Below are 25,366 nucleotides of genomic sequence, written 5' to 3'. Positions count from 1 at the left end.
CAAGCACACCAAGCTTTTCCGGAGCCGGCCGGATTCAGGCGGAAGCACGTCATCCAGCGATGAGCCCGTGGATTTCGCCGCACCGCTGGCAGCACAGCTGCACCTGTTTGTTGATCACCACCGAGGTGACCTCGGGCTCTGCTTGGAGGGCATGAGCGAGGAGGAAGCGCGCACTCCCCTGGTCCCCTCCAAGACCACACTGCTGGGACTGGTCAAACACGCGACATTCGTGGAGCAGGTCTGGTTTGATGAGGCCATTACCGGCCGCTCCAGGGCAGACATCGGCTGTCCTTCCGGCCCGGACGAATCCTTCGACCTGCTGCCGGAAGACACCATCGATTCAGTGCTCTCCGCCTACCTCCGGGTCTGTGCACAATCGCGAAAGGCAGCAGCCGGACTGGACCTGGACGACACGGTGTACGGAAACCGACGCGGACCGCTGCCGATGCGGTGGATCTACCTTCATGTTCTCCCCGAACTGGCGCAGCACTGCGGTCACGCGGACATTCTGCGGGAACAACTCATCGCCCGGCGCAGCAGCGGAACCGCTTAGCTGCAACTGTTACGCAGGTTGCGAACCGCTTCCGGCATCCGTCCCGGCCAGCACAACCCAGCCGCCGGCCGGAAGCGCCAGTTGTCCGGACTGAGGATCCAGCCCGCCCTCGCCGGCCAGCACCGCGCCGGCGGTGTCCGGCACCTGAAGAACCGTCTCCGCGTCCGCAAGGTTCAATGCGGCGAAAAGGGAATTGCCGGCGTCGTACACCTCGTAGACGAGCTGTTCGTTGCTGAGCGAATGCACCCGGGTCCGGGCAGCATGAACCCAGGCGTGGCGGCGGCGGATCCCGATCAGCTCTTGGTGCAGCCGGTACAGCGGCTGGCCCACTGCGGAAAGCTGGTCCGGCGACGCGGGGAACAAAGGCCGGACGTCGTCGTCTCCTCCGGCCCGGTCCTCCTTGATGCCGCGGTATCCCTGCTCGTCGCCGTAGTAGACGGATGGGGTGCCCGGAAGGGTGAAAAGCAGCACCAGGGCTTGAGCCAGCCTGAATGCGCTGTGCCCCGGGGCCGGTTCCAACCGGCTGGCAATGCGGGTGACATCGTGGTTGCCCACGAAGGTAAGCGGCACAAAGGTGTTCAGGAACGTGTTGTGCCGCTCCAGGGCGGCAGCCAGCTCATAGAAGTTGGCGTCCGCAAGGGAACTCCAGATCGCTTTCCAGAGTTCGTACTGGGTCACCGAGTCCAGCGTTCCCTGTGTTACTTCAGCCGGATAATCGCCGTGAATGTACTCGCCCACAAAATAGGCGTCCGGGAATTCGGCCCGGACAGTACGCAGCACCCGGGCCCAGAACGTCGACGGCACAGCGTATGCCGCGTCCAGCCGCCATCCGTCGGCACCGCGGCGCAGCCAGTGCTTCATCACATCGGCAACAAAGTCCGCCACTGCCGGTTCGTCGTGGTTCAGGGCCACCAGCTGGTGGTGGCCTTCAAAGTCCGCGTAACCGGGTTCGGTCCCGGGCGTCCACGCATCGGGCCAGGTGAAGGAGAACCAGTTTGCCGTTGCCGCGCCGGGTCCCTGTTCCAGGGCCTCGGTGAAGGGGCCGAAGGAACGGCCGGCGTGGTTGAAGACGCCGTCCAGCAGCACCCGGATCCCGCAGGAACGGGCTTCGCGGATGAGTTCATCAAAGTCGCTGTCATCGCCGAGCCGCGGATCAATCCGGTAGTAGTCGGCGGTGTCGTAGCCGTGGGTCTCCGAGGCGAACACCGGCCCCAAAGCCAGGCCGGAGGCACCCATTTCCACGATGTAATCCAGCCAGGAGGTGAGGTGGCCCAGCCGGTGGACGGGCTCCGCATCCGCAGGCAGCGCCGTCTGCTCCGCGCCGGTGAAGCCCAGCGGGTAGACCTGCCACCAGATGGCGTGCTGCACCCAGTCCGGTGTAGTCCTCATGAAAATTTCCCTTCAGCCGCTAATGTTCCTGGAGTCGATGTCCCTGTACCAGTGTGTCATTAGCCAACTGGGCCGGACACCAAAAGGAGGGGACGGCGTCGTCGTCCGACACCGTCCCCTCCTTCGTTTCCCTTCAGCTACCGCTGCGGGAAAGCAGCTGCTTTAGGCATCCACAACAATGGCCGTGATGGCCGGCGTGCGGTTGTAGAAGCGGCGCATCCAGTTGGCGGTGGACCGCTCAATGATGGCTTCGGGCTCTTCGCTGCGCCCGCCGCGGCCGCGGCCGGCGGCGTCGTTGATGGCCTTCTCGATGGCTGCTTCAGCCTTCTTGATGTCGCCCGGGCTGCAGGCGAAGCCCTTGATGAAGAGCTCCGGCGGCTCGGCAACCGTATTGGTGTCCGGGTCGATGAGGGCCAGGACGGTGACAGAACCCTGCTCAGAGAGCTGCATGCGCTCCTTGAGGTCATCCTCGGTGGTGTGGCCGACGCTGTCGCCGTCCACGAACACCAGGCCCACGGGGATCTTGCCCGAGACCGAGGCACGGCCGCGGCGCAGGTCAACGGTCACGCCGTCTTCGGCAATAACGACGTCGCGCGGGTCCATGCCGGTGGCGACGGCGATGGCTGCGTTGGCCTTCAGGTGGCGCCATTCGCCGTGGACCGGCATGACGTTGCGCGGCTTGACGATGTTGTAGCAGTACGCCAGTTCACCGGCGCTGGCATGGCCCGAAACGTGGACCTTCGCGTTGCCCTTGTGCACCACGTTGGCGCCCAGCTTGGTGAGGGAGTTGATGACGCCGTAAATGGCGTTTTCGTTGCCCGGGATCAGCGAGCTGGCCAGCAGGACGGTGTCGCCCTCGTGGATGCGGATCGCGTGGTCCTTATTGGCCATGCGGGACAGTGCGGCCAGCGGCTCGCCCTGCGAACCGGTGCAGATCAGGACCACCTTGTGGTCGTCCGAGCGCTGCAGCTGCTTGAAGTCCACCAGGAGGCCCTTGGGGATGTTCAGGTAGCCCAGTTCCTCGGCGATGGTCATGTTGCGGACCATGGAGCGGCCTACGAAGGCCACCTTGCGCTTGTAGCGGTCGGCAGCGTCGATGACCTGCTGGATGCGGTGGATGTGGCTGGCGAAGCTGGAGACGATGATCCGGCGCGGCGCAGTGCGGAACACCTGGTCAATCGCGGGGGCAAGTTCCTTCTCCGAGGCCATGAAGCCGGGAACGTCGGCGTTCGTGGAGTCGGTGAGGAACAGGTCCACGCCCTCGGCGCCGAGCCGGGCGAAGCCGGCCAGGTCGGTGATGCGGCGGTCCAGCGGGAACTGGTCCATCTTGAAGTCACCGGTGTGCAGGACCATGCCGGCCGGGGTGCGGATGGCAACGGCCAGGCTGTCCGGGATGGAGTGGTTGACGGCCACGAACTCGAGGTCGAATCCGCCCATGGTGCGGCGGTCGCCTTCCTTGACCTGGATCAGCTTGGGCGTGATGCGGTGTTCCTTGAGCTTGGCTTCAACAAACGCCAGGGTCAGCTTGGAGCCGATCAGGGGGATGTCCGCGCGTTCGCGCAGCAGGTAGGGCACGCCGCCAATGTGGTCTTCGTGGCCGTGGGTCAGGACAACACCCACAACGTCATCCAGGCGGTCCCGGATGTAGGAGAAGTCCGGCAGGATCAGGTTGACGCCGGGGTGGATTTCCTCGGGGAAAAGCACGCCGCAGTCAACGATCAGCAGTTTGCCGTCGAATTCAAATACGGTCATGTTTCTGCCGATTTCACCGATTCCACCAAGCGCAACAATGCGCATGGTTCCATTGGCGAGTTCCCGGGGGGCTTTCAAGGCGGCAGGTGTTCTATTCACGGATGGTGTTTCTTTCGTTGGGTACGGGTTGTACTGGGGTGCTGCGGCACAGTGCTGCGGCACCAAAAGGTCAAAGGGTCCGTTCCGGGGCCACCTCCGCCGGGCCCGCGCAACCGTGCGCATCCCGGGCCGCAGACCGCCGTCGTTTTTGCTGCTCAACGAACGGGGATCCACACGGGCGGAGTGGTCCAAAACCTATGGACATCTCTTATCATCTCATTTTCCGGCCCCATTACAGCATCGGCCTGATCACACCCCGGGAACGGGCCGTGCAGAGCACACCTCGGCGGTCAGATCTCCTGTGCCTGCGGCGCTTCTGCTGCGGAGCTGCGCTGGACTGCGCGCAGGCCCTGCTCCAGGGCACGCAGGTCCTCCAGCTCCAGGCGGGCGAGGATATCCGGGTTCAGTTCGGGCCGGGCGGCCATGAGGCGGCGGACAAGCACCAGCCCCAGCGGCGTCACCCGGATCCGCCGGATCCGCCGGTCTAATTCATCCGGAGTGCGGGTGGCCGTGCCCTGAGCCACCAGGCGGTCAACCAGCCCGGACATGGAGGCCAGGGACACTCCGAAGGTGTCGGCCAGCCCCCTCCCCGTGGCGCCTTTTTCCGTGGTGGCCAGCACTGCCAGCACCTTTAGCTGCTGGATGGTCAGCTCCGTGGACAGGAGCGAGTCAAGCAGGACAGGAAGCGTGGTCGCCTGGAAGGCGGCTCCAAGGCTCTCGAGGCTTTGTACCAGCCGCCGCCGTTCCTGGTGGGCGTCGCTTCCGTCAGTCATGTCCTCACCGTAGTCGGAGGCGGCAGTTCGGGAAACATTGGGGAAAATGGTTAGGCTAGCCCTAACCATTTTCCCCAATGGTTGACTACACGGCTTCCCGGATGGGTGGGGGCCCACCGGGAACGCTCTCATGCAACGTTAGGACTACACATGAGCACGCATCACCCTGTTCCGGCTGTCTCCGATAAAGAGCCGCAGCAAGGCTTGGATGTCGAGAAGCTGCGGGCCCGGTACAAAGCCGAACGTGACCGAAGGATCAAGCCCGACGGCGCCGCGCAGTACCAGCCCGCCACCGGAACCTTCGGGTACTACGCCACCGATCCCTACACGGAGCGCCGCAGCCGGAAACCCTTGAATGACACGGTGGAGGTGCTGGTCATCGGCGGCGGCTTCGGCGGACTGGTCACCGGCGCCCGCTTGCGGCAGGCCGGAATTGAGAGCCTTCGCATGATGGACGAAGCCGGCGACTTCGGCGGGACCTGGTATTGGAACCGCTACCCGGGCATCCGCTGCGACATCGAGTCGTATGTTTACCTGCCCCTGCTGGAGGAAGTTGGCGGGATGCCCAGTGAGCGGTACGCACCCGGCGAGGAAATTCGCAGGCACGCCGTCGCAATCGCTGAAAAGTTCGATCTGTACCGCGACGCCCTCTTCCATACCCGCGTCACCAGCCTGGCCTGGGACGAGGAGTCCATGGAATGGATTGTTGAAACAGACCGCGGAGACCGGATGCGGGCACGCCAGGTGATCACGTCCTCCGGAACCCTCACCCAGCCCAAACTTCCGGGCATTCCGGGGATCGGCTCCTTCAAGGGCCACACCTTCCACACCAGCAGGTGGGACTACGGATACACCGGCGGGGATCAGTTCGGCAACCTGCACAAACTTGCGGACAAGAAAGTGGCTGTGGTCGGCACCGGGGCAACCGGCGTCCAGGTGGTGCCCATGGTGGCGCGCGACGCCGAGCAGCTCCTTGTCTTCCAGCGCACCCCGTCCTCCGTGGACGTCCGCGACAACCGCGCCACTGACCCTGGCTGGGCTGCGTCGCTGAAGCCGGGCTGGCAGCGCGAACGCATGGAGAACTTCCTTGCCGTGGTGTCCGGGGAACCGGTGGAACAAGATATGACCCGGGACGGCTGGACTTCGGTTCCGCAGCTGCACCGCAAGGTGGTCAGCGGCGCCGTCGATACGAGCGTGTCAGCGGAAGAGCGGGAGCGCACCGACGAACTGGTGGACTTCACCAAGATGGACGAAATCCGCTCACGCGTGGATCAGGTGGTCAACGATCCGGCAACAGCCGAAGTGCTGAAGCCGTGGTACCGCTACATGTGCAAGCGGCCCACCTTCAGCGATCACTACCTGCAGTCCTTCAACCGTCCGAACGTCACACTGGTGGACACCGCGGACACCGGCGGGATCACCCGCATGACCGAGACTTCGATTGTGGTGGGCGACGACGAATTCGAGGTGGACTGCGTCATTTTCGCCACCGGGTTCGATGTCGGCGTCTCCGGCGTCACTTCCGGCGCACTGCCGGTGACAGGCCGGGACGGCCGCACACTGCTGGAGGCGTGGAGCCGTGGTCCGCGGACCCTGCATGGTTTCTACACCCACGGCTTCCCCAACCTGTTCCACCTTGGGTCACTGCAGAACGCCAACTCGGTCAACTTTGTGCACATCCTGGTGGAACAGGCCAACCACATCGCAGCCGTCATCACGGCGGCGCGCGAGGCGGGAGCGGACTTCATTGAACCGACGGCCGGCGACGAGGAGCAGTGGTGCCGGACCATCCAGGAAACCGCACTGGACAACCGGCAGTTCCAGGCGGAGTGCACTCCGGGCTATTACAACCGCGAGGGTAATCCCCCGCCCGTGAGCTTCTCCTATGGTCCGGGCCCGGTGGCATTCCACCGCCTGCTGCGGCAGTGGCGCAGCGGGGAAATCCCGACTGTGTTTGGTGTTCGGGAACGCCAGCGGGCCTAGCCCGGCGGTGCAGCCGCACACTGAACAGAAAAGGCCCCCGGCCCGACAGCAACAAAGCTGTCGGGCCGGGGGCCTTTGTTCACCGGGCTAGCGTCCTACCTTGCCAAACAGAGACGCGATGGGTGCCAGGACCAGGGGTCGGGCTGCGAACCATCCACCTGCGATGACCAGCAGCGAGGCAAAGAACATCCAGAAACCAAACCAGTTCACTGCATCCTGGCCGCCGTACATATGGTTCAGGTTGCGCAGTGCGCCCGTTGAGAGCACCAGCGCCACGTGCACGATGATGAACCCCACAAAGTAAAGCATCACGGGGAAATGCAGAGCACGTGCCGCCTCGATGGGGAATGCGGTGCTGAGCCGCTTCGCCTTTGCCGGCCACATGGCGGACATGCGGTACCCCGTCACGGCAGCCAGTGGAGCGGCAATGAAGATCGTGACGAAGTAGGCGAGCACCTGCAGGCTGTTGTAGTTGACCCAGCCGTTTTCGGTGGGCCAGTCCAGGGAAACGTACTGCAGCGCTGCTGAAAGGGCATTCGGGAAGACCTCCCAGCTGGTGGGGATGACCCGCATCCACTGGCCGGTCACCGCAAGGAGAACGGCAAACACAACCCCGTTGACCAGCCACAGGATATCCAGCGACTGGTGCAGCCACAGCGTAATGCTGATCTTCTTCGGGTTCCTGCCCCGGTTGGGGGTCCACGACGCCGGCGGACGGCGCTGCGTGCGGACCTGCCACCCCGACCGGATGATCAGGACCATCAGGAACACATTGAAGAAGTGCTGCCAGCCCAGCCACGCCGGAAGCCCCACGGGAGCACCGTGCGGAAGCTCAGTCTCACCGGGGTACCGGGTGAGGAAACCCTGCACCGGCTCCGTTGTGACAAGCCATCGGGCCAGCAGCACGACGACGGCCAGCAGCACGAGCAGGCCTGCCGCTGCCAATCCGGCCCGTCCCAGCCTGTTGCGCCCTGCCGGTGAACTTCCGGACTGGGCTGCAGGTTTTGCTGGTGCGGCCGTTTGCGCCGAAGGATTCAGCGGCGCTCGTGTACGGGCGGCCGGGGCGGCCGGCACCTTTTCGTCGGCAGGCACGCTCGCCGCCGGTGCAGTCACTGGCGCAGCAACAGGAGCCGAGGCCGGACGCGGCATTCCCTGGCGCCTCCCCGCCGCCGGTGCTGCGGCGGGTGGTGCAGATTCTGTGGCAACTGAGGACTCGGCGGCAACAGGGGGCTCTGCAGCAGCCGGAGACTTCGAGGCAGCTGCAGAATCCGTGGGAATTGCCGCGGCCGCACTTGCCTGAGCAGCGCCCGGCCGCGGCAAGCCCTGACGCCTGCCTGCCGGTGCCGGTGCGGCGGGCGCCTGAGTGGACGGTGCTGCCTGAGTGGACGGTGCAGCTTGAGTGGACGGTGCAGCTTCGGAAGAAGCAACCGGCACTGTGGGAGCGCCTGCCGCTGCTGAGCCCCCGGGGCGGGGCAGGCCCTGCCGGCGCGATGGTGCCCGCGGCGGTGTCGGTGTTTCCGCTTGTTCCGGCTTCGCTGAACCGTTTGCTGCCGCCGCTTCAGCGGAGGCAGCAGGGGGCGCAGCAGGGTCCTTCTGGGCGGGGACGCCGGCCCCGGGCACGCCTCCGGGAACCCGGGGAAGCCCCTGCCGGGTCAACTAACTGCCCGTTTCGCCTCGATCGCCTTGACCAGCTGCGGCACAACCGTGAATACGTCACCCACCACGCCAAAGTCGGCAATTTCAAAGATGGGGGCGTCCGCATCCTTATTAATGGCAATGATGGTTTTGGCCGTCTGCATTCCTGCCCGGTGCTGGATGGCACCCGAGATGCCCAGCGCGATGTACAGCTGCGGCGCAACGGTGACACCGGTCTGGCCAACCTGGAATGTTTGCGGGACGTACCCGGCGTCGACTGCCGCACGGGAGGCACCAACGGCGCCGCCCAGTGCATCTGCCAGTTCCTCGACAAGCACAAAGTTCTCCAGGGAGCCCAGGCCCCGGCCGCCGGAAACAACTACCTCGGCACCCCGCAGTTCAGGACGTGCGGAGACAACAGAGGTTTCCTCGAAGCTGGAGACGGTAGCGTCCGGCACGCCTGAGGGCTGTACGGCGAGCAGCTCGATACTGGCTTCCCGGGCCTCGGCACGGACACTGGAGGAACCCTGGCGCAGCGTGATCACCAATGAGCCGGTGGTTGCTGCCGAATCTACGGAGTAGGCGCCGCCGTAGACCGAGTGGTGGGCGACGATGCCCTCCTCATCCCGGGAGATGCCGACGGCGTCGGCCGCCATGGCTGAGCCTGATCGCGCCGCGAAGCGCGCCGCTGCGTCACGGGCCTGAATGGAGTTCGGGACCAGGACTGCCTCAGGAGCAACGGCAGCGGCTGCAGCACTGAGGGCGTCGACCACCGGAGAGACCATGGCGGTGTCCAGCTCGGCTGATTCGGAGATTAGGACGCGGGCCGCACCGAGCGCGGCCAGCTCCGCTCCCAGGATGTCCGCGGTGCCCGGGGCAGCGACGGCGAGGACAACAGGTGTGCCCACCGCTGAGGCGGCACCGATTACTTCTGCAGCACTGGAGCGCAGCTTGCCCGACGGTGCGACGTCAACGAGTACGAGAACGGAATCTGTGGGGTAGCCGGTCATTCTGAGCGTCCTTTGATGAGTCGGTTCTGGGAGAGGAATTCGGCAATCTGCTGGCCGGCATCGCCGTCGTCGTCAATCTTGATTCCGGCGGTGCGTGCGGGGCGCTCTGCCACTGCGAGGACGATGGACCGGCTGGCGGACTCATCGAGGGCAAGGCCAAGGTCGGACAGTGCGAGGGTCTCAAACGGCTTCTTCTTTGCAGCCATGATGCCCTTGAAGTTTGAGAAGCGTGCGTCCGGAAGCGCCTCGGTGATCGAGATGACGGCCGGAAGGGCAGCGCTCACGTCGCAGGCGCCCGACTCGAGGGTCCTGCGTCCGGCAACGCCGGTCTCCGTGATCTCCACGGAACTCAGTGAGGTGACTCCGGCTACTCCGAGCAGCTCGGCAAGCATGGACGGAAGGACTCCGCCGCCGCCGTCGGTGGAAATATTGCCCGCAATGACCAGGTCAAAACCGATCTGGCGGACGGCAGCGGCGAGCACCTCGGCGGTGAGGGTCATGTCCGCACCAAGCAGGGCGTCGTCCTGAACGTGCACCGCGCGGTCGGCTCCCATGGCCAGTCCCTTGCGCAGGCTGGCCGGCACCGTTGCCGGGCCCACGGCAAGCAGGACCACCTCGGCGTCCTTTTGGCTGTCGCGGTACGTCAGTGCCACTTCGAGTGCGCGCTCGGTAATCTCGTCCAGCACCAGCTCACTTCCGGCCCGGTCCAGCAGGCCGGTTTCCAGGTTCAGGGTGCGGTCTCCCCAAGTGTCCGGAACTTCTTTCATTAGAACAACAATTCTCATCATTTTCCCTCTCGCATCGTCGTCAACGATTCCTTGTTGATGGTCTCCAGGACCTCAGTCACCGCTCGGCGGACGTCGCCGCGATCGTATCCCAAAAGTGCCGTTTGTTTGTGATCGGGGTCATACATCAGGATAGTTCCGCCGGGCTGTGCCATTACCCGAACACCGCCAGTCCGTCGCTGATGACGGGGCGCTCCCCCGCCAGCGCCTCGAACCGGCCTCCGTCCCAGGCCCGAACCGTCAGGTCATCCCCGGGGAAGACCACACCGGCAAACCGGCCCGCCAGCCGGACCAGGTCCGCCGGATGGGCTCCCGCCAGACGGGCCAGCGGGAGCGTGGCCCCTGCCAGCGAGGCCAGTCCGTGCAGGATGGGCCGGTCCTGGCCAATGCCCCGAGCCGCCTGGGGATCAATATGGATCGGATGCCGGTCACCGAGCAGGCGGTACAGTGCCGCCTGGTTGGGACTTGACGAGAAGCCAGTGCTCGCGAGAGGAACACCCGCAGGGGCAGCAGTCCGTCCCGGGCCGCGGTCTCCGCCGAAACCACCGAACCCGGGGGCAAAAATGCTCCAGGTTGCCGCGAAGTAGTCGCACTCCGCCAGCACGTTGAACACGGCGGCCGATCCCTTGTCCCACACCTCTCCCACCCGCGCCCTGAGGGTGAATTGGCCCGAGCGCGGCAGCGGTTTGAAGACCGTCAGCTCCTGGGATCCGTGGACCGCGCGGTTGTCGAAGGCGCCCTGTTCCGCAAGGACGTCGGGGGCCCACTGCGCCAAAGTCAGTCCGAAGGAGGGCAGGACACGCAGCCGGTCTTCGAAAACCAGCTCCAGGTCGGTGGCCGGAGCCCCGACCGCCAGGGCGTACAGGATGGCGTCCGTTTCGGTGTAGCCGACCGTGCGCTCCCCCAGCGGCCTGCCGGCCCAGGCTGCCGCCGTCGTTCTGTCCTCAGTCGTTCTGTCCTCGGTCGTTTCGCCGTCAGCCGTGTTCCCGCTCGTTGTGGTGCCGGCAGCGTTGGTGCCGGGACTCATGAGCCGTACACCGCCTCGGGTGCGGCGGCGTCGGCGAGCAGCTTCTCGATCGCCTCACCGGCCGCCGCGGCTTCCCACCGCTCACCTGCATCAGCCGTCGGCCCATGATTCCAGCCCTCCTCGATGCAGATTCTGCCGCCCTCAATTTCGATCACCCGGCCGGTGACTGCTGCGGAGGAAGCAGCGCCAAGCCAAGCCACAACCGGTGAAACATTCGCGGGGTTCATTGCGTCAAAGCCGGATTCCGGGGCGGCCATAGTTTCGGCAAAGGCCCCTTCGGTCATGCGGGTGCGGGCCGAGGGGGCAATGGCATTGACGGTTACGCCGTACCGGGCCAGCTCGTGTGCGGCGACCAGGGTCAGTCCGGCAATGCCTGCCTTGGCCGCCGAATAGCTCGCCTGGCCGACACTGCCCTGCAGCCCGGCACCCGAGGAGGTGTTGATGACGCGGGCATCCGGCATCCGGCCGGCCTTGGCTTCGCCGCGCCAGTATTCGGCGGCATGGCGCAGCGGTGCAAAGTGGCCCTTCAGGTGCACGCGGATCACGGCGTCCCATTCCTCTTCCGTGGTGTTCACCAGCATGCGGTCCCGCACAAAACCGGCATTGTTCACGAGGATGTCCAGGCGGCCAAAGGTCTCAATGGCCTGCCGGACCAGCCCGGCGGCCTGCTCAAAGTTGGCGACGTCCGCGCCGTTGGACACCGCCTCTCCCCCCTCTGCGCGGATCAGCGCCACGACGTCGCGGGCCGGGCCCGAGGCCTCCGGAGCACCGTTGAGGGTGGTGCCGAGATCGTTGACCACAACCTTTGCACCCTGGCGGGCGAGCTCCAGCGCATGCTCACGTCCCAGCCCGCGGCCCGCCCCGGTCACGATGGCGACTCGTCCTTCACAGATGCCGGTCATGTCTTTGCTCTCCTTTGAGATTGTTGCGGTGCTTGGAGTGTACCCGGTACCAAGCAAATGCTAGGGTATCAAGCAAACGTTAGGTAGGTACCAGATGTCAATTACATCGAAGATGCACCACGACGGCGTGCGTGCGGTAACAATGGACTATCCCCCGGTGAACGCACTGCCCGTGGCAGGCTGGTTCGCCATCGCCGACGCGCTTCAGGCCGCCGGCAAAGATCCGGACACCCGCGTGGTGGTCCTACGGGCCGAAGGGCGCGGCTTCAATGCCGGCGTCGATATCAAGGAAATGCAGGCAACCGAGGGTTTCAATGCCATCCTCGCGGCCAACCGGGGCTGCTACCTCGCCTTCAAGGCCATCTATGAATGCCCCGTGCCCGTCATCGCAGCAGTGAACGGGTTCTGCCTCGGCGGCGGCGTGGGGCTGGCCGGAAGCGCCGATGTCATCGTGGCCGGCGAGGACGCCTACTTCGGCGTCCCGGAAGTGGACCGCGGCGCACTGGGCGCGGCAACGCACCTGTCCCGCCTTGTGCCGGCACACCTGCTGCGCACGCTCTACTTCACCAGCCGCACCATTACGGCCCGGCGCCTGGCCGAATTCGGCAGCGTTGCCGAAGTGGTGCCCGCGGACCGCCTCGATGGAGCGGCCTTTGCCATCGCTGACGAGATCGCCTCCAAGGACACCCGGGTGATCCGGGCGGCGAAGGAAGCCCTGAACGGCATCGACCCCGTGGACGTAGTGAAGAGCTACCGCTGGGAACAGGGCTTCACCTTTGAGCTCAACCTCCGGGGCGTTGCCGACGAACTGCGCGACGACTTCGTCGCCGCCGCTCCCTCCTCGGCCGAGTGAACAGCAAGGTCCTCGCCGCGGAGGATGTTCCCGGGTTGTTCAGCGACGGCATGACGGTCGGCATCGGCGGCTGGGGTTCACGGCGCAAACCCATGGCCCTGGTGCGGGCCCTGGTCCGTTCCGGCGTCCGGGACCTGACCGTCGTCAGCTTCGGCGGGCCGGATGTGGGGGTGCTGTGTGCCACCGGACAGGCCAAACGAGTGGTATTCGGCTTCGCCACCCTGGACTCGATTGCCGTTGAGCCGCACTTTGCCGCCGCTCGGCAGGCAGGCGCCGTCGACGTCGTCGAACTGGACGAATCCCTGCTGGTCTCCGGGCTCCGTGCCGCCGGGCGCCGGCTCCCCTTTGAGGTGACGCGCTCCGGGCTCGGATCCGATGCCCTCGCGGCCAATCCGCAGATCCGCACCATCACCTCCCCCTACGACGACGGCGAGGAGCTGGTAGCCATGCCTGCCATCCAGCTGGACCTGGCCCTGCTGCACCTGAACCGCGCCGATGAACTCGGCAACGCCGCATGCCTGGGGCCGGATCCGTACTTTGACGATCTGTTCGCCCGGGCCGCGGACCGCACTGTGGTGAGCGCGGAGGCGGTCGTGTCCACGGCGGAACTCACCCGGGATGCGCATCCGTCCACGCTGCTGCTGAACCGCACCATGGTGGACCACGTTCTCGAGGCTCCGCACGGCGCGCACTTCACCTCGTGCCTGCCGGACTATCCGCGGGACGAGGAGTTCCAGCGGACGTATGCGCAGACGGCAGCATCGGAGCCGGCGTGGCAGGAGTTCCGTGCCCGTTACCTTGACGTGGACGACGGCGCCTACCGGGCTAATGCGGGCATCGCGGGTCTTCCGGGAGCCGGCAATGAATGACGTCACCCGTGCCGAAGTCGCCGTTACAGCCTGCAGCGACCTGTTCCGCGGGCAGGCGGAGATCCTGGCCAGCCCGGCCGGCATTGTGCCCACCATCGGCATCCGCCTGGCACTGCTGACCCACGCCCCCGACCTGATGATCAGCGACGGCGAGTCGACCATCCTGGGCGACGTTCCCGCCGTCGACCGGCCGAGCACGGTTTCGGCCGGCTACCTGCCGTACCGGGAACTGTTCGAACTGATTGCAGCAGGGCGCCGCCATGTGGTGATGGGAGGCGCGCAGATTGACCGGATGGGCAACCAGAACCTGTCGCTGATTGGGGACCATGCCAAACCCGCCAAGCAGCTGCTGGGAACCCGGGCAGCTGCCACGAACACCGTCAACCACACGACCAGTTACTGGATGCCCCGCCACAGCCGCCGGACCTTTGTGGAATCGGTGGATTTTGTGACCGGCGTCGGCAATGACAGGGCGCGCGCTGCCGGCCCCGCCGCCTCCCGGTTCCACCGGCTGCACCGGGTGGTGACCAATCTTGGCGTCTTCGATTTCAGTGCACCGGACGGCGGCATGGCCGTGGTCTCCGCACACCCCGGCGTGGCCTTCGATGAGATCCGGGCCGCCACCGGATTCCCGTTGTACACCGCGGGAACCGTTCCCGCCACGCGTCTCCCGGACGAGCAGGAACTGCAGCTCATCCGCGAGGTGCTCGACCCCCGCAAGCGCAGAGAAGACGAGGTCCCAGCATGAGCACCCAGAACCGCATCAAGACTCCCCTGACCGAACTCACCGGCGTCGAGCATCCGATTGTGCAGACCGGCATGGGCTGGGTGGCCGGACCGCGGCTGGTCACGGCCACAGCAGAGGCGGGGGCCCTGGGCATCCTGGCCTCGGCCACCATGACGCTGGACCAGCTGGAGCACGCGATTGTGGAAGTGAAGAGCCACACGGACAAGCCCTTCGGCGTCAACCTGCGTGCCGACGGCGCCGACGCCCCGGCGCGCGTTGACCTCATGATCAAGTACGGGGTGAAGGTAGCCTCCTTTGCCCTGGCTCCTAAACGGGAACTCATCGAGAAGCTGAAGGAAAACGGGTCTGTGGTGATCCCTTCCGTGGGAGCGGCACGGCATGCCGAGAAGGTGGCCGCCTGGGGTGCGGACGCCGTAATGGTCCAGGGCGGGGAAGGCGGCGGCCACACCGGAGCCATTCCCACCACGCTGCTGCTGCCGTCGGTGGTGGATGCCGTGGACATTCCGGTCATTGCTGCCGGCGGCTTTTTCGACGGCCGCGGGCTGGCAGCGGCATTGTCTTACGGCGCCGTGGGCATCGGCATGGGCACCCGGTTCCTGCTCACCAGCGACAGTTCGGTGCCCGAAGACATCAAACAGCGCTACCTTGGCTTCGGCCTGGACGGAACGGTGGTCACCACCAAGGCTGACGGCATGCCGCACCGGCTGCTGCGCACCGAGTTCGTGCAGGGGCTCGAGGACGGCGGCCGGCTGCGCCAGCTGCTGCCGGCTCTGCGCCGTTCGGCGCAGTTCAAGGAGATGTCCGGACTGTCCTGGCTGGGTCTGGCCAAGGACGGAATCTCGATGAAGCGCGGAACGGGCAGAAGCTGGAACCAGATGATGCTCGCGGCCAATACGCCCATGCTCCTGAAGGCCGGGCTCGTGGACGGGGACACCTCCGCCGGCATGCTGGCCGCCGGTCAGGTGGTCGGAGTGATCAGCGAGCTGCCGTCCTGCCAGGAACTCGTGGACCGTATCATTGACGACGCCGTGGAGCGGCTGCGGGCGAACAGCGCCGCGGTGGTTGCTTAGCTGACCAGGCCGGACTCACAGGGCGACACAGGAAAGGGGTGCAGCAGCCGATCCGGCCGCTGCACCCCTTTCCTGTGCGCTTTTGGCGGTCGGCCTAGAGCCGCTCGATGATGGTGACGTTGGCCTGGCCGCCGCCCTCGCACATCACCTGCAGACCGAACCGCCCGCCGCTGCGTTCCAGCTCGTTCAGCAGCGTGGCCATGATGCGCGTTCCGGTGGCTCCGATGGGATGGCCGAGGGCGATGCCGCCGCCGTTGACGTTGATCTTCTCCTGGTCGATGCCCAGTTCCTGCGACCAGGCCAGCACCACGGAGGCAAAGGCTTCATTGCACTCAAAGAGGTCAATGTCCGAAACCTTCATGCCGGCCCGTTCCAGCGCATAATCCGTGGCACGGATGGGGCCGGTGAGCATCCAGACCGGATCATCGGCCCGGACTGAAATGTGGTGGATGCGTGCCCGCGGCGTCAGCGAATGCGTAGCCAGCGCAGCTTCGGAGGCAATCAGCAGGGCGCTGGCCGCATCAGTAATTTGTGAAGCGACCGCGGCGGTGATCCGGCCGCCTTCGGTCAGGACCGGAAGAGTGGCCATCTTCTCCAGCGACGTTCCCCGGCGCGGGCCCTCGTCCCGGGACAGCCCGGCCACGGGAACAATCTCCCGCGCAAAGCGCCCCTCATCCGTGGCCGCAATGGCGCGCAGGTGGCTCCGCAGTGCGAACTCTTCCATGGCCTCACGGGAGATGTTCCACTTTTCTGCGATCATCTCGGCGGAACGGAACTGGGACACCTCCTGCGTTCCGTAGCGTGCCACCCATCCGGGGGACTGAGCGAAGGGCGTGGTGAAGCCGTACTGTTCACCAAGCGTCATGGCTGCCGAAATGGGAATGGCGGACATGTTCTGCACTCCCCCGGCAACAATCAGATCAGCGGTTCCGGACATGACTCCCTGGGCGGCGAAATGCACAGCCTGCTGGCTTGATCCGCACTGCCGGTCAATGGTGACGCCGGGGACATGGTCCGGCATCCCGGCCACCAGCCAGGCGGTCCGGGCAATGTCGCCGGCCTGCGACCCCACGGTGTCGGTGCAGCCAAAAATGACGTCGTCAACGGCACCAGGGTCGATTCCGGTGCGTTCCACGAGCGAGGAAATGACGTGGGCGCCGAGGTCTGCGGAGTGGATGCCGGCCAGGGACCCGCCCCTGCGTCCGCCGGGCGTCCGGACTGCGTCAACAATGTATGCGGTACTCATGCGGTGATTCCCCTTAGGCCTGTTGGCTGCTGACGGACACAACTTCGCCCGTCATGTATGACGAGTAACCGCTGGCGAGGAACACCATGACGTTGGCGATCTCCCACGGTTCTGCCGCACGGCCAAAGGCCTCACGCGACGTGAGCTGCTCGAGCAGTTCCTCGGACGTGACCTTCGCCAGGAACGGATGCATGGCCAGGCTCGGAGAGACTGCGTTGACCCGGATTCCATGCGGTGCGAGGTCAAGGGCGGCTGAACGGGTGAGCGCCATGACGCCGGCCTTGGCGGCGGCGTAATGGGCCTGCCCTTCCTGGGCGCGCCAGCCGATCACCGAGGCGTTGTTGATGATCACGCCCCTCACGTCATTGCGCACCATGCGCCGCGCCGCTGCACGCACACTGCGGAAGGTGCCGTTCAGGGTGACGTCCAGGACCTTGGACCACTGTTCGTCAGCCATCTCCAAGATGGAAACGGTGCCGCCCAGCCCGGCGTTGTTGATCATCACGTCCACGCCGCCGGCGTCTTCGGCAACGTCCAGCAGCGCTTCAACCTGCTCTTCCACGGTGACATCACAGGCCGCCCAGCGGACGCGTTCGGCGCCAAACTCGGCACCGAGCTCGGCTGCTGATGATTCCAGCCGGCCGGCGTGAGTGTCTCCCAGCACCACCACGGCTGCGCCTTCTTCCAGGCAGCGGCGGGCCGCCGCTGCTCCAATTCCGGCACCGGCGGCGGCGGTGACGACGACGCGGCGCCCGGTCAGCAGCCCGTGGCCGGCCACATATGCGGGAACGGGCTGTGCAACGCGTGCTTCAATCATGCGCGTGCCTCCTTAGGCAGGCCGAGCACACGCTCGGCAATAACGTTTCGTTGGATTTCGTCCGAGCCGCCGTACAGGGTGTCCGCCCGGCTGAACAGGAAAAGGGCCTGGAGTGCATCCAGTTCATAGGGTTCGCGGGCAACAGTGAGGCCTGCGGGTCCGGCCACAGCCATGGCCAGTTCGCCGAGCGATCTGTGCCACGGCGCCCACAGCAGCTTGGTGATCGAGGCTTCGATGCCCTGCTCCCCGCTGAGCGTGCGCAGTCCGTGCAGGCGCAGCATCTCCAGCCCCATCCGGGCCGAAACAAGCCGGTCCTGAATGATCGGATCATCGATGGCACCATTGCTGCGGGCCAGTTCGACGACGGAGTTCAGTTCCCGCTGGAACGCAATCTGCTGCGCCAGGGTGGACACGCCGCGTTCAAAACCCAGGGTTCCCATCGCCACGGACCAGCCGTCACCGGGTTCTCCGACCACAAGATCCCCGTCGGTGACGGCGCCGTCAAAGAACACTTCATTGAATTCCGAGGTGCCGGTCAGCTGCAGGATCGGGCGGACCTCCACGCCGGGCTGGTTCATCGGCACCAGCAGGTAGGAGAGCCCGTTGTGCTTGCGCGGCCCTGATCCTGTCCGGGCGATGACAAAGCACCAGTTGGCGTTGTGCGCGAGTGAGGTCCAGACCTTCTGTCCGTCAATGACCCACCGGCCGTCTTCAAGCCGGGCCTTCGTGGAGACGCTGGCCAGGTCCGACCCGGCTCCGGGCTCGGAATAGCCCTGGCACCAGAGATCCTCCACAGCCACGATGCGCGGCAGGAAACGCTCCTGCTGTTCCCTGGTTCCGAAAGCAATCAGGGTTGGCCCCAGCAATTCCTCCCCGAAATGGTTAACGCGTGCCGGTGCATCCGCCCTGACGTACTCCTCATGGAAGATCACCTGCTGCAGCAGGCTCAGGCCGCGTCCGCCGTATTCTTTGGGCCAGCCCACGCAGCTCCAGCCGTGCGCCGCCAGATGCCGGTTCCACTCGAGGCGCTCCTCGAACGCTTCGTGTTCCCGGCCGGACCCGCCGAGCCCGCGCAGCCGCGCGAATTTCCCCGCGAGATTGGATTCCAGCCACTCTCGGATCTCCCGACGAAACTCGTCGTCTTCCGCTGAAAAGATCAGATCCACGAAACACCTTTCCTCGGCCACCGCCATTGGTCATAAAGTCGAGCTTCGCCTATGCTAGCAAACCAAGCACTTGTTTGGTGAAGTGTGTCACAGGTGGAAGTGTCTCAGGGAGGAGCCACGATGAAGAAGGACGATTCCGACGAAGTTGTAACGTACGAGGTGCGCGGATCAGTCGCCGTCGTGCGGCTGAACCGGCCCCAGTACCGCAACGCACAGAACTCGAAGGTCACTTACGCACTGGACGCAGCGTTCACCGCAGCCGTGGAGGATGACGCCGTGAAGGTGATCGTGCTCGCCGGCAACGGCAGGCACTTCTCCGCCGGACATGACATCGGCTCCCCTGAGCGGGACATTGACCAGAGCTTCGAGCGCAAGGCGGTGATGTGGTGGGACCACGTGGGTGCGTCCGGTGTCGACTCCCGTCTTGCCCGCGAATCCGAGGTGTACCTGGGCATGTGCCGCCGCTGGCGGGAAATCCCGAAGCCGATGATCGCCATGGTCCAGGGTGCCTGCATTGCCGGCGGCCTCATGCTGGCCTGGTCCTGCGATTTCATCGTGGCCAGCGAGGACGCCTTCTTCTCCGACCCGGTGGTCCGCATGGGCATCCCGGGGGTGGAGTACTTCGCCCACCCCTGGGTGATGAACCCCCGCGCTGCCAAGGAATTCCTCTTCACCGGAGACCGCTTCACTGCGCAGCGCGCCCACGAGTTGGGCATGGTCAATCACGTGGTGCCGGGCGGGGACCTCGAGGACACGGTGATGGCCATGGCCGAACGCATCAGTGCCATGCCCCGGCTGGGCCTGGCGCTGGCCAAGAAAGCCGTTAACCAGTCCGAAGACCTGCAGGGCATGCGTGCCGGAATGGACTCCGTCTTCGGACTGCATCACGCGGCGCACGCCCACAACGCGGAGGTCGGTGCCGACTCGCTGGCCGGAATGAACATTCAGGGCATGCGGAACGCGGCGGTGGCCAAGTGAACCTCGACCTGACCGAAGAGCAGGAGGCCTTCGCGGCCGAAGCGCGTGCCTGGCTGGCCGAAAACGTTCCCGCCGCACCGCTGCCGTCCATGGACACCGAAGCGGGCTTCGCCGCGCACCGCGAGTGGGAAGCCACGCTGGCGGAAGGCCGCTGGTCCGCCGTTGCCTGGCCGGAGGAATTCGGCGGCCGCAGTGCCGGCCTCGTGGAATGGGTCCTCTTCGAGGAGGAGTACTACCGCTCCGGCGCTCCCACCCGCGTGGCCCAGAACGGCATTTCGCTGCTGGCCCCCATCCTTTTTGAACACGGTACGGATGACCAGCGCAGCCGGTATCTGCGAGCGATGACCGATGGTTCCCTGATCTGGGCGCAGGCCTGGTCCGAACCCGGCGCCGGCAGCGACCTCGCCTCCATCCGGAGCACCGCCCGGCGGGACGACGAGCGCGGCGGCTGGCTGCTCAACGGCCAGAAGACCTGGAGCTCGCGCGCCGTGTGGGCGGACCGCGGCTTCGGCCTGTTCCGCAGCGACCCTGCCGCCCAACGACACCGCGGCCTCACCTATTTCCTGTTTCCGATGGATACCCCGGGCCTGACGGTGCGCCCCATCGCCCAGCTGGACGGTTCGACAGGTTTCGCGGAACTGTTCTTCGAGGATGTCTTTGTTCCCGACGCGGACGTCCTCGGAGCACCGGGCGACGGATGGCGCGTGGCCATGAGCACCGCCGGCAACGAACGCGGCCTCTCACTGCGCGCCCCGGGCCGGTTCTGCGCTGCCGCGGACCGGCTGATCGATCTGTGGACCACGCAGTCACACGAGGATCCGTTGGCACAGGACGCTGTTGTCGACGCCTGGATCAAGTCCGAGGCCTACCGCCTGTACACCTGGGGCACCGTGAGTACCCTGCAGGACGGCGGGGACCTCGGCGCCGAAGGCAGCGTGAACAAGGTGTTCTGGTCCGAACTGGATATTGCGCTGCACGAAACCGCACTGACCCTGCTCGGCCCCGCAGCTGAACTGCGCGGGGCACCCGGAGTGGCCGGCGGCCGCTGGATGGATGACTACCTGTTCTCCATTGCCGGACCCATCTATGCCGGCACCAACGAAATCCAGCGCAACATCATCGCAGAACGCCTGCTCGGACTCCCCCGCGGCGGCGACGGCAGGAGAGTGTCATGAAATTCGTACTGAGTGAAGAACAGCAGTTACTGGCCGGTGCCCTCAACGAAATCATCGAAAGCGCCGGCGGAACCAAGGTGGCGCGGACCTGGGCGGAGGGGAACACCGGCCCCGGCCTTGCGCTGTGGAACCAGCTCGCCGAGCTGGGCCTGTTCGGCCTGTGCGTGGCCGAGGACGACGGCGGTACGGGCGGCACCGCCGTGGACCTTGCCGTCGCCTTTGAGCGGCTGGGCTACCACGCCGTTCCCGGACCCTACATTGAAAGCGCGGCCCTGCTGCCCGGCCTGGTGGATTCATCCGTGTTGGCCGGCATCCTGGACGGAACACTGGTTGCCACCGCTGCCGTGCCGGGCCTGGTTCCCTACGGGCTCGACGCCGCGGCCAGCAGCCGCTGCTTCATCCTCGGCTCCACTTCTCTGTCCGAGGCAGCCGCCGGGCCCGGCACCGCCTCCGTGGACCGGACCCGGACACTGAGTGAACTCACCGCCGTCGGCGAACCCGCACCGCTGGAACCGGGCCAAAGCGCGCTGGCCGTGGACCATGCCACGCTGGCCTGCTCGGCAATGCTGCTCGGTGCCGGAGAACGGCTCCTGGAAGAAGCGGTCAGCTATGCCAAGATGCGCGAGCAGTTTGGCCGGGCCATCGGCGAATACCAGGCGCTCAAACACCAGCTCGCCGACGTGCGCATCGCCCTGACGTTTGCGCGCCCGCTGATGAACGGCGCAGCCCTGGATCTCGGGGGTCCGGACGGGGCGCGCAGCGTTTCCGCGGCGAAGGTGGCCGCCGGTGACGCCGCCACTCTCGCGGCGCGGGTCGCGCTGCAGGTGCACGGTGCCATCGGCTACACCGAGGAACACGATCTGGGGCTGTGGATCACCCGGGTCCGCGCGCTGCTCGGTGTCTGGGGAACTCCCCGCCACCACCGGTCCCGGATTGCCTCCCTCCTGCTCTCCCCCGCATCCCCGTCCGCCGAACTCTCCCCTTGCTGAGGACACCATGGATTTCTCACTGACCGATGAGCAGAACGAGCTCGTCAAGACGCTCCGTGCCGTGCTGAACCGTCACGCCTCCTCCGCAGCGGTGCGCAGCGCTGCCGATTCTGAGGCAGGATACGACGCCGGCCTCTGGCGCACCCTGGCCGAAGAGGTGGGCGTAGCCTCGCTCGCCATTCCGGAGGAATACGGCGGAGCCGGATTCACCTGGTTCGAAACCGGCCTGGTTCTGGAAGCGCTCGGATACCATCTGGCACCCGGTCCGCTGCTGGCCTCGGCGGTGCTGGCCGCAGCCGCCGTCCTGGAGTCGGAGGATGACGAGGCCCGGGAACGGCTGCTTCCCGGCATCGCCGACGGCAGCAGCATTGCGACCCTGGCCTGGGCGGATGAACGCGGCGCCTGGAGCACCACGGGCTCCGGCATCATTGCCGTGCCCCAAAGTGCCGGCACCGGCGGAAACTGGACACTGAACGGCTCGGCAACCCTGGTGCTAGACGGCGCCAGCGCCGACACGCTGATCGCCGTTGCGGCTACTGCCGAGGGAGTGGGCCTGTTCGAGGTGCTGGACCCCGCAGCGGTCCGGCGCATCAACACCCCCGCGGTTGACACGACCATCCGCTTCGCGACGCTGACCTTCGACCAGGTTCCGGCACGGGCCCTTCGGCTCGATGCCGGCGCATCGCTGGAGAAGATTCGCGACATCGCCGTCGTGGCAGTGAGCTGCCTGCAGGTGGGGACGGCGCAGCGCGGACTGGACATGAGCGTTGACTACTCCAAGCAGCGCGTGCAGTTCGGCCGGGCCATCGGCTCCTTCCAGGCGCTGAAGCACCGGATGGCGGACATGCTCGTGCAGGTGGAGACGGCCCGCACCACCGCCTGGGCCGCAGCCTGGTCTGCCGGCACGGATGCCGAGGACCTGCCGGAGCGGGCGGCTTCGGCGGCCGCCTGGTGCGCGGACGCCCTGGATGCCGTCGCGGCCGAAACAGTGCAGATCCACGGCGGCATCGCGATCACCTGGGAGCATGACGCACAGCTCATCTTCAAGCGGGCCCATTCCACCAGCCAGCTGTTCGGCTCATCCCGGGGCCACCGCCGCCGCCTGGGCATAATGCTGGGGCTCATTCCGGAACCGTCAGCAGCGCCTGCAGGCACCCTCAAGGAGAAGATGCCAACGGCGCGCTGATATCCCACCGGCCGGTCCGCATTTCACCCGGACCGGCCGTGCTAGTCTGACAACCAAACAAGCGCTAGGTTTCGCAATGATGCGGGAAAAGAGGAGCGGATGCCCAACAAGAGAATCGGACTTAGTGAGGCGGTTTCGTCCATTGAGTCGGGAATGACCATCGGCATCGGCGGATGGGGCTCACGCCGCAAGCCCATGGCCGCCGTCCGGGAGCTGCTGCGCAGCGACGTCACCGACCTCACCGTCGTCGCCTTCGGCGGTCCGGACGTTGGCCTCCTCGTTGCCGCGGGCAAGGTGCGCAAGCTGATCTACGGTTTCGTGTCACTGGACAGCATTCCACTGGACCCGCTGTTCACTGCGGCGCGCGAACGCGGCGATCTGGAAATCAACGAATACGACGAAGGCATGTTCGTCACCGGCCTGCGGGCCGCCGCGCAGCGCCTCTCCTTCCTGCCCACCGTGGCCGGAATCGGCTCTGACGTCCCGGCCGCCAATCCGCACCTGAAAACCGTGGCCTCTCCGTACTCCGACGACGAGTACCTCGCGGTCCCCGCAATTCCGCTGGATGTTGCGCTGATCCACGTCAACCGGGCGGACAGCGGCGGCAACGCGCAGTTCCTCGGCCCGGACCCCTACTTTGACGACCTGTTCGCAATGGCAGCCACGCGAACCTTTGTGACCACCGAGCGGATTGTCGAAACGGATGCCCTTCTGGATGAGGGCTCGTTTCACACCCTGATGATCAGCCGCATGTACGTCACCGGTGTCATCGAGACCCCGCGCGGCGCGCACTTCACCACCTGCGAGCCGGATTACGGCCGGGACGAGGCGTTCCAGCGGCACTACGCCAGCTCGGCCAAGGATCCCGAAACCTGGCGGAAGTTCACCGCTGAGTTCCTCAGCGGGGACGAGGCAGGTTACCAGGACGCCGTCGCCCGATTCCACGCCGTACAGGAGAAATAAAATGACCGCAGAAGCCACCATCGCGGAAATCTGCATTGCGGCGTGCTCCGACACCTACCGGGAGTCCGGAGAACTGCTCGCCCACGCTGTCGGGACCATTCCCACCATCGGAGCCCGGCTGGCCAAACTCACCCATTCACCGGACCTCGTGCTGAGTGACGGCGAGGCTTTCATGATGAGCGAGCCGCCGCCCCTGGGAAAGGCCGCCGCCGCCGGCGGAGTGATCGAGGGCTGGGCACCGTTTCGCCGCATCTTCGACATAGTGGCCACCGGCCGGCGCCAGAGCATGATGGGTGCCAGCCAGATTGACCGCTTCGGCAACCAGAACATTTCACTGATCGGAGACTGGAACAAGCCCAAGCGCCAGCTCATCGGGGTCCGCGGCGCTCCCGGCAACACCGCCAACCACCGCGTTGACTACTGGGTCTCCCGCCACAGCACGCGCCTGTTCGTCGAGTCGGTGGACATGGTCTCCGGCGTCGGCAATGACCGGGCACGCGCAGCAGGAAACGTGCTGCGGTTCCATCACCTTGGGGTCATCGTCACCAATCTGGCGGTGCTGGGGTACGACGACGACGGCCGGGTGGCCGTACTGTCCATCCATCCGGGCGTTGATCCGCAGACGGTGGCGGACAACACGGGCTTCAGCCTGGCTGTCGAGGGCGCTTCGCCGACTCGCATCCCCACGGACGAGGAACTGCGCCTCATCCGCGACGTTCTGGATCCCCGCGGGGCCAGGGCCCGCGAAGTCGCGAACTAGCCGTCCCGCCGGTCAGTCCTGCAGGAGCCCGGAATGGATCAGTTTCAGGAAGTTGCGGCCGGCACTTTCAGCAGAGTGCCGGCCGCCGGGGCGGAACCAGCGCACCGTGGACCAGACGCCGTCGCGGATGAAGCGGTACGTCATGGCGGAGTCAAGGTCGGCGCGGAAGACACCTTCGCGCTGGCCTTCCTGGATCACGTCCTGCCAGATCTTTTCAATCCTGGCGCCTTCCTCGGCGACAAATTCGAAGCCGGGCAGCTTGGCCAGGAAGGAAGCCTCGTTCTGGTACAGGCCGACGGCGTCGGGCTGGGCCTCGATGGTAAGGAAAGCGGTGCGCACCAGTTCATCAAAGACCTGAAGCGGTCCGCCCCCGGCGGCGGCGATCTCCTCGGAACGCTGCCGCAGGCCGCCCATGAAGGACCGCAGGATTTCCTCGAGGATCGCATCTTTGGACGAGAAGTGATGATAGAGGCTGCCGGAAAGAATTCCGGCTTCGTCCGCGATGTCCCGGACAGTAGTTGCCGAGTAGCCCCGCGAGGCGATCAGGTGCCCGGCGATCGCCAGCAGCTGCTCCCGCCGGTCGGACCCCTGCTCACTCGGGGCCTGTGCCGTTTTCCTGTTTGCTGCCATCACATCTC

The 25,366-nt window shown here is 65.9% G+C and carries 24 protein-coding genes; 12 read left to right on the top strand and 12 right to left on the bottom strand.

The genetic code is table 11. The annotated features are described in order from the left end of the window. Positions 1-67: 67 nt before the first annotated feature. Entirely contained in the window at positions 68-553 is a 486-nt protein-coding gene (locus tag ACIQXM_RS13930; RefSeq protein ID WP_400932519.1) for a DinB family protein, read from the top strand. A gap of 9 nt (positions 554-562) precedes the next feature. Here ACIQXM_RS13930 and ACIQXM_RS13925 read toward each other — a convergent pair whose 3' ends face one another. The 3 genes from ACIQXM_RS13925 to ACIQXM_RS13915 all read right to left on the bottom strand — a co-directional run bounded on the left by ACIQXM_RS13925 (position 563) and on the right by ACIQXM_RS13915 (position 4,566). Beyond that, positions 563-1,942, bottom strand: coding sequence for an alpha-amylase family protein (locus tag ACIQXM_RS13925; protein WP_400932478.1), 1,380 nt, complete (start codon positions 1,940-1,942; stop codon positions 563-565). Between the two features lie 162 nt (positions 1,943-2,104). After that, complete coding sequence (locus ACIQXM_RS13920) at positions 2,105-3,739, bottom strand: ribonuclease J (protein ID WP_400932517.1); 1,635 nt, start codon at positions 3,737-3,739, stop codon at positions 2,105-2,107. A 344-nt stretch (positions 3,740-4,083) separates the two neighbouring features. Next, positions 4,084-4,566 carry a MarR family winged helix-turn-helix transcriptional regulator gene (locus ACIQXM_RS13915; protein ID WP_400932476.1) on the bottom strand — a complete coding sequence of 161 codons (483 nt, stop codon included), beginning with the start codon at positions 4,564-4,566 and terminating at the stop codon, positions 4,084-4,086. Positions 4,567-4,716: 150 nt separating this feature from the next. Here ACIQXM_RS13915 and ACIQXM_RS13910 point away from each other — a divergent pair, with 150 nt between their 5' ends. Next, entirely contained in the window at positions 4,717-6,549 is a 1,833-nt protein-coding gene (locus ACIQXM_RS13910; RefSeq protein WP_400932474.1) for a flavin-containing monooxygenase, read from the top strand. An 87-nt stretch (positions 6,550-6,636) separates the two neighbouring features. On the opposite strand, the gene ACIQXM_RS13905 is transcribed toward ACIQXM_RS13910, so the two are convergent. The 5 genes from ACIQXM_RS13905 to ACIQXM_RS13885 all read right to left on the bottom strand — a co-directional run bounded on the left by ACIQXM_RS13905 (position 6,637) and on the right by ACIQXM_RS13885 (position 11,908). After that, positions 6,637-7,494 carry a cytochrome b/b6 domain-containing protein gene (locus ACIQXM_RS13905; protein ID WP_400932473.1) on the bottom strand — a complete coding sequence of 286 codons (858 nt, stop codon included), beginning with the start codon at positions 7,492-7,494 and terminating at the stop codon, positions 6,637-6,639. A 707-nt stretch (positions 7,495-8,201) separates the two neighbouring features. After that, complete coding sequence (locus tag ACIQXM_RS13900) at positions 8,202-9,194, bottom strand: electron transfer flavoprotein subunit alpha/FixB family protein (RefSeq protein ID WP_400932471.1); 993 nt, start codon at positions 9,192-9,194, stop codon at positions 8,202-8,204. Further along, a complete protein-coding gene (locus ACIQXM_RS13895) occupies positions 9,191-9,979 on the bottom strand; it encodes an electron transfer flavoprotein subunit beta/FixA family protein (protein ID WP_400932469.1) in 789 nt (262 codons plus the stop codon). The genes ACIQXM_RS13900 and ACIQXM_RS13895 overlap by 4 nt, the downstream gene beginning before the upstream one ends. 154 nt (positions 9,980-10,133) lie before the next feature. Beyond that, a complete protein-coding gene (locus tag ACIQXM_RS13890) occupies positions 10,134-11,006 on the bottom strand; it encodes a MaoC/PaaZ C-terminal domain-containing protein (protein WP_400932467.1) in 873 nt (290 codons plus the stop codon). Beyond that, positions 11,003-11,908, bottom strand: a complete 906-nt coding sequence (locus tag ACIQXM_RS13885) for an SDR family oxidoreductase (protein WP_400932465.1) — start codon at positions 11,906-11,908, stop codon at positions 11,003-11,005. Before ACIQXM_RS13885 ends, ACIQXM_RS13890 begins: the two co-directional genes overlap by 4 nt. A gap of 94 nt (positions 11,909-12,002) precedes the next feature. On the opposite strand from ACIQXM_RS13885, the gene ACIQXM_RS13880 reads away from it, so the two are divergent. From ACIQXM_RS13880 to ACIQXM_RS13865, 4 genes are read left to right on the top strand one after another with little or no spacing between them, the layout of a single operon-like run. After that, a complete protein-coding gene (locus tag ACIQXM_RS13880; RefSeq protein ID WP_400932463.1) occupies positions 12,003-12,761 on the top strand; it encodes an enoyl-CoA hydratase family protein in 759 nt (252 codons plus the stop codon). Next, on the top strand, positions 12,758-13,630 hold the full coding sequence (locus ACIQXM_RS13875) for a CoA transferase subunit A (RefSeq protein ID WP_400932461.1): 873 nt from the start codon (positions 12,758-12,760) through the stop codon (positions 13,628-13,630). The genes ACIQXM_RS13880 and ACIQXM_RS13875 overlap by 4 nt, the downstream gene beginning before the upstream one ends. Continuing rightward, positions 13,623-14,378 (top strand): CoA-transferase subunit beta, encoded by a 756-nt coding sequence (locus tag ACIQXM_RS13870; protein WP_400932459.1) that lies wholly within the window; start codon positions 13,623-13,625, stop codon positions 14,376-14,378. Before ACIQXM_RS13875 ends, ACIQXM_RS13870 begins: the two co-directional genes overlap by 8 nt. Further along, positions 14,375-15,448 (top strand): NAD(P)H-dependent flavin oxidoreductase, encoded by a 1,074-nt coding sequence (locus ACIQXM_RS13865; protein WP_400932458.1) that lies wholly within the window; start codon positions 14,375-14,377, stop codon positions 15,446-15,448. The genes ACIQXM_RS13870 and ACIQXM_RS13865 overlap by 4 nt, the downstream gene beginning before the upstream one ends. A gap of 94 nt (positions 15,449-15,542) precedes the next feature. Here the strand turns inward: ACIQXM_RS13865 and ACIQXM_RS13860 are convergent, their stop codons facing one another. From ACIQXM_RS13860 to ACIQXM_RS13850, 3 genes are read right to left on the bottom strand one after another with little or no spacing between them, the layout of a single operon-like run. After that, positions 15,543-16,694: an acetyl-CoA C-acetyltransferase gene (locus ACIQXM_RS13860; protein ID WP_400932456.1), complete on the bottom strand. Its 1,152-nt coding sequence runs from the start codon at positions 16,692-16,694 to the stop codon at positions 15,543-15,545. A gap of 13 nt (positions 16,695-16,707) precedes the next feature. Beyond that, the gene (locus ACIQXM_RS13855) at positions 16,708-17,511 is read right to left on the bottom strand and encodes an SDR family oxidoreductase (RefSeq protein WP_400932454.1); all 804 of its coding nucleotides are present in this window, start codon (positions 17,509-17,511) and stop codon (positions 16,708-16,710) included. Continuing rightward, positions 17,508-18,677, bottom strand: a complete 1,170-nt coding sequence (locus ACIQXM_RS13850; RefSeq protein WP_400932453.1) for an acyl-CoA dehydrogenase family protein — start codon at positions 18,675-18,677, stop codon at positions 17,508-17,510. The genes ACIQXM_RS13855 and ACIQXM_RS13850 overlap by 4 nt, the downstream gene beginning before the upstream one ends. Positions 18,678-18,797: 120 nt before the next feature. On the opposite strand from ACIQXM_RS13850, the gene ACIQXM_RS13845 reads away from it, so the two are divergent. The 6 genes from ACIQXM_RS13845 (at position 18,798) to ACIQXM_RS13820 (ending at position 24,728) form a co-directional block, all read left to right on the top strand. After that, complete coding sequence (locus ACIQXM_RS13845; protein WP_400932452.1) at positions 18,798-19,655, top strand: enoyl-CoA hydratase; 858 nt, start codon at positions 18,798-18,800, stop codon at positions 19,653-19,655. Further along, the gene (locus ACIQXM_RS13840; protein ID WP_400932450.1) at positions 19,652-20,830 is read left to right on the top strand and encodes an acyl-CoA dehydrogenase family protein; all 1,179 of its coding nucleotides are present in this window, start codon (positions 19,652-19,654) and stop codon (positions 20,828-20,830) included. The genes ACIQXM_RS13845 and ACIQXM_RS13840 overlap by 4 nt, the downstream gene beginning before the upstream one ends. After that, positions 20,827-21,819, top strand: coding sequence for an acyl-CoA dehydrogenase family protein (locus ACIQXM_RS13835; protein ID WP_400932448.1), 993 nt, complete (start codon positions 20,827-20,829; stop codon positions 21,817-21,819). The genes ACIQXM_RS13840 and ACIQXM_RS13835 overlap by 4 nt, the downstream gene beginning before the upstream one ends. A gap of 7 nt (positions 21,820-21,826) precedes the next feature. Next, a complete protein-coding gene (locus tag ACIQXM_RS13830; protein ID WP_400932446.1) occupies positions 21,827-23,005 on the top strand; it encodes an acyl-CoA dehydrogenase family protein in 1,179 nt (392 codons plus the stop codon). Between the two features lie 99 nt (positions 23,006-23,104). Further along, positions 23,105-23,968: a CoA transferase subunit A gene (locus tag ACIQXM_RS13825; RefSeq protein ID WP_400932444.1), complete on the top strand. Its 864-nt coding sequence runs from the start codon at positions 23,105-23,107 to the stop codon at positions 23,966-23,968. Position 23,969: 1 nt separating this feature from the next. Further along, entirely contained in the window at positions 23,970-24,728 is a 759-nt protein-coding gene (locus ACIQXM_RS13820; protein WP_400932442.1) for a CoA-transferase subunit beta, read from the top strand. 12 nt (positions 24,729-24,740) lie between these two features. Here the strand turns inward: ACIQXM_RS13820 and ACIQXM_RS13815 are convergent, their stop codons facing one another. After that, positions 24,741-25,358 (bottom strand): TetR/AcrR family transcriptional regulator, encoded by a 618-nt coding sequence (locus tag ACIQXM_RS13815; RefSeq protein WP_400932440.1) that lies wholly within the window; start codon positions 25,356-25,358, stop codon positions 24,741-24,743. Positions 25,359-25,366 lie beyond the last annotated feature (8 nt).

This window comes from Arthrobacter sp. NPDC097144, assembly GCF_044762205.1.
Classification (GTDB): Bacteria; Actinomycetota; Actinomycetes; order Actinomycetales; family Micrococcaceae; genus Arthrobacter_B.
The sequence above is the reverse complement of the archived record's forward strand: the minus strand, read 5'-3'. Positions and strand labels throughout refer to the sequence as shown.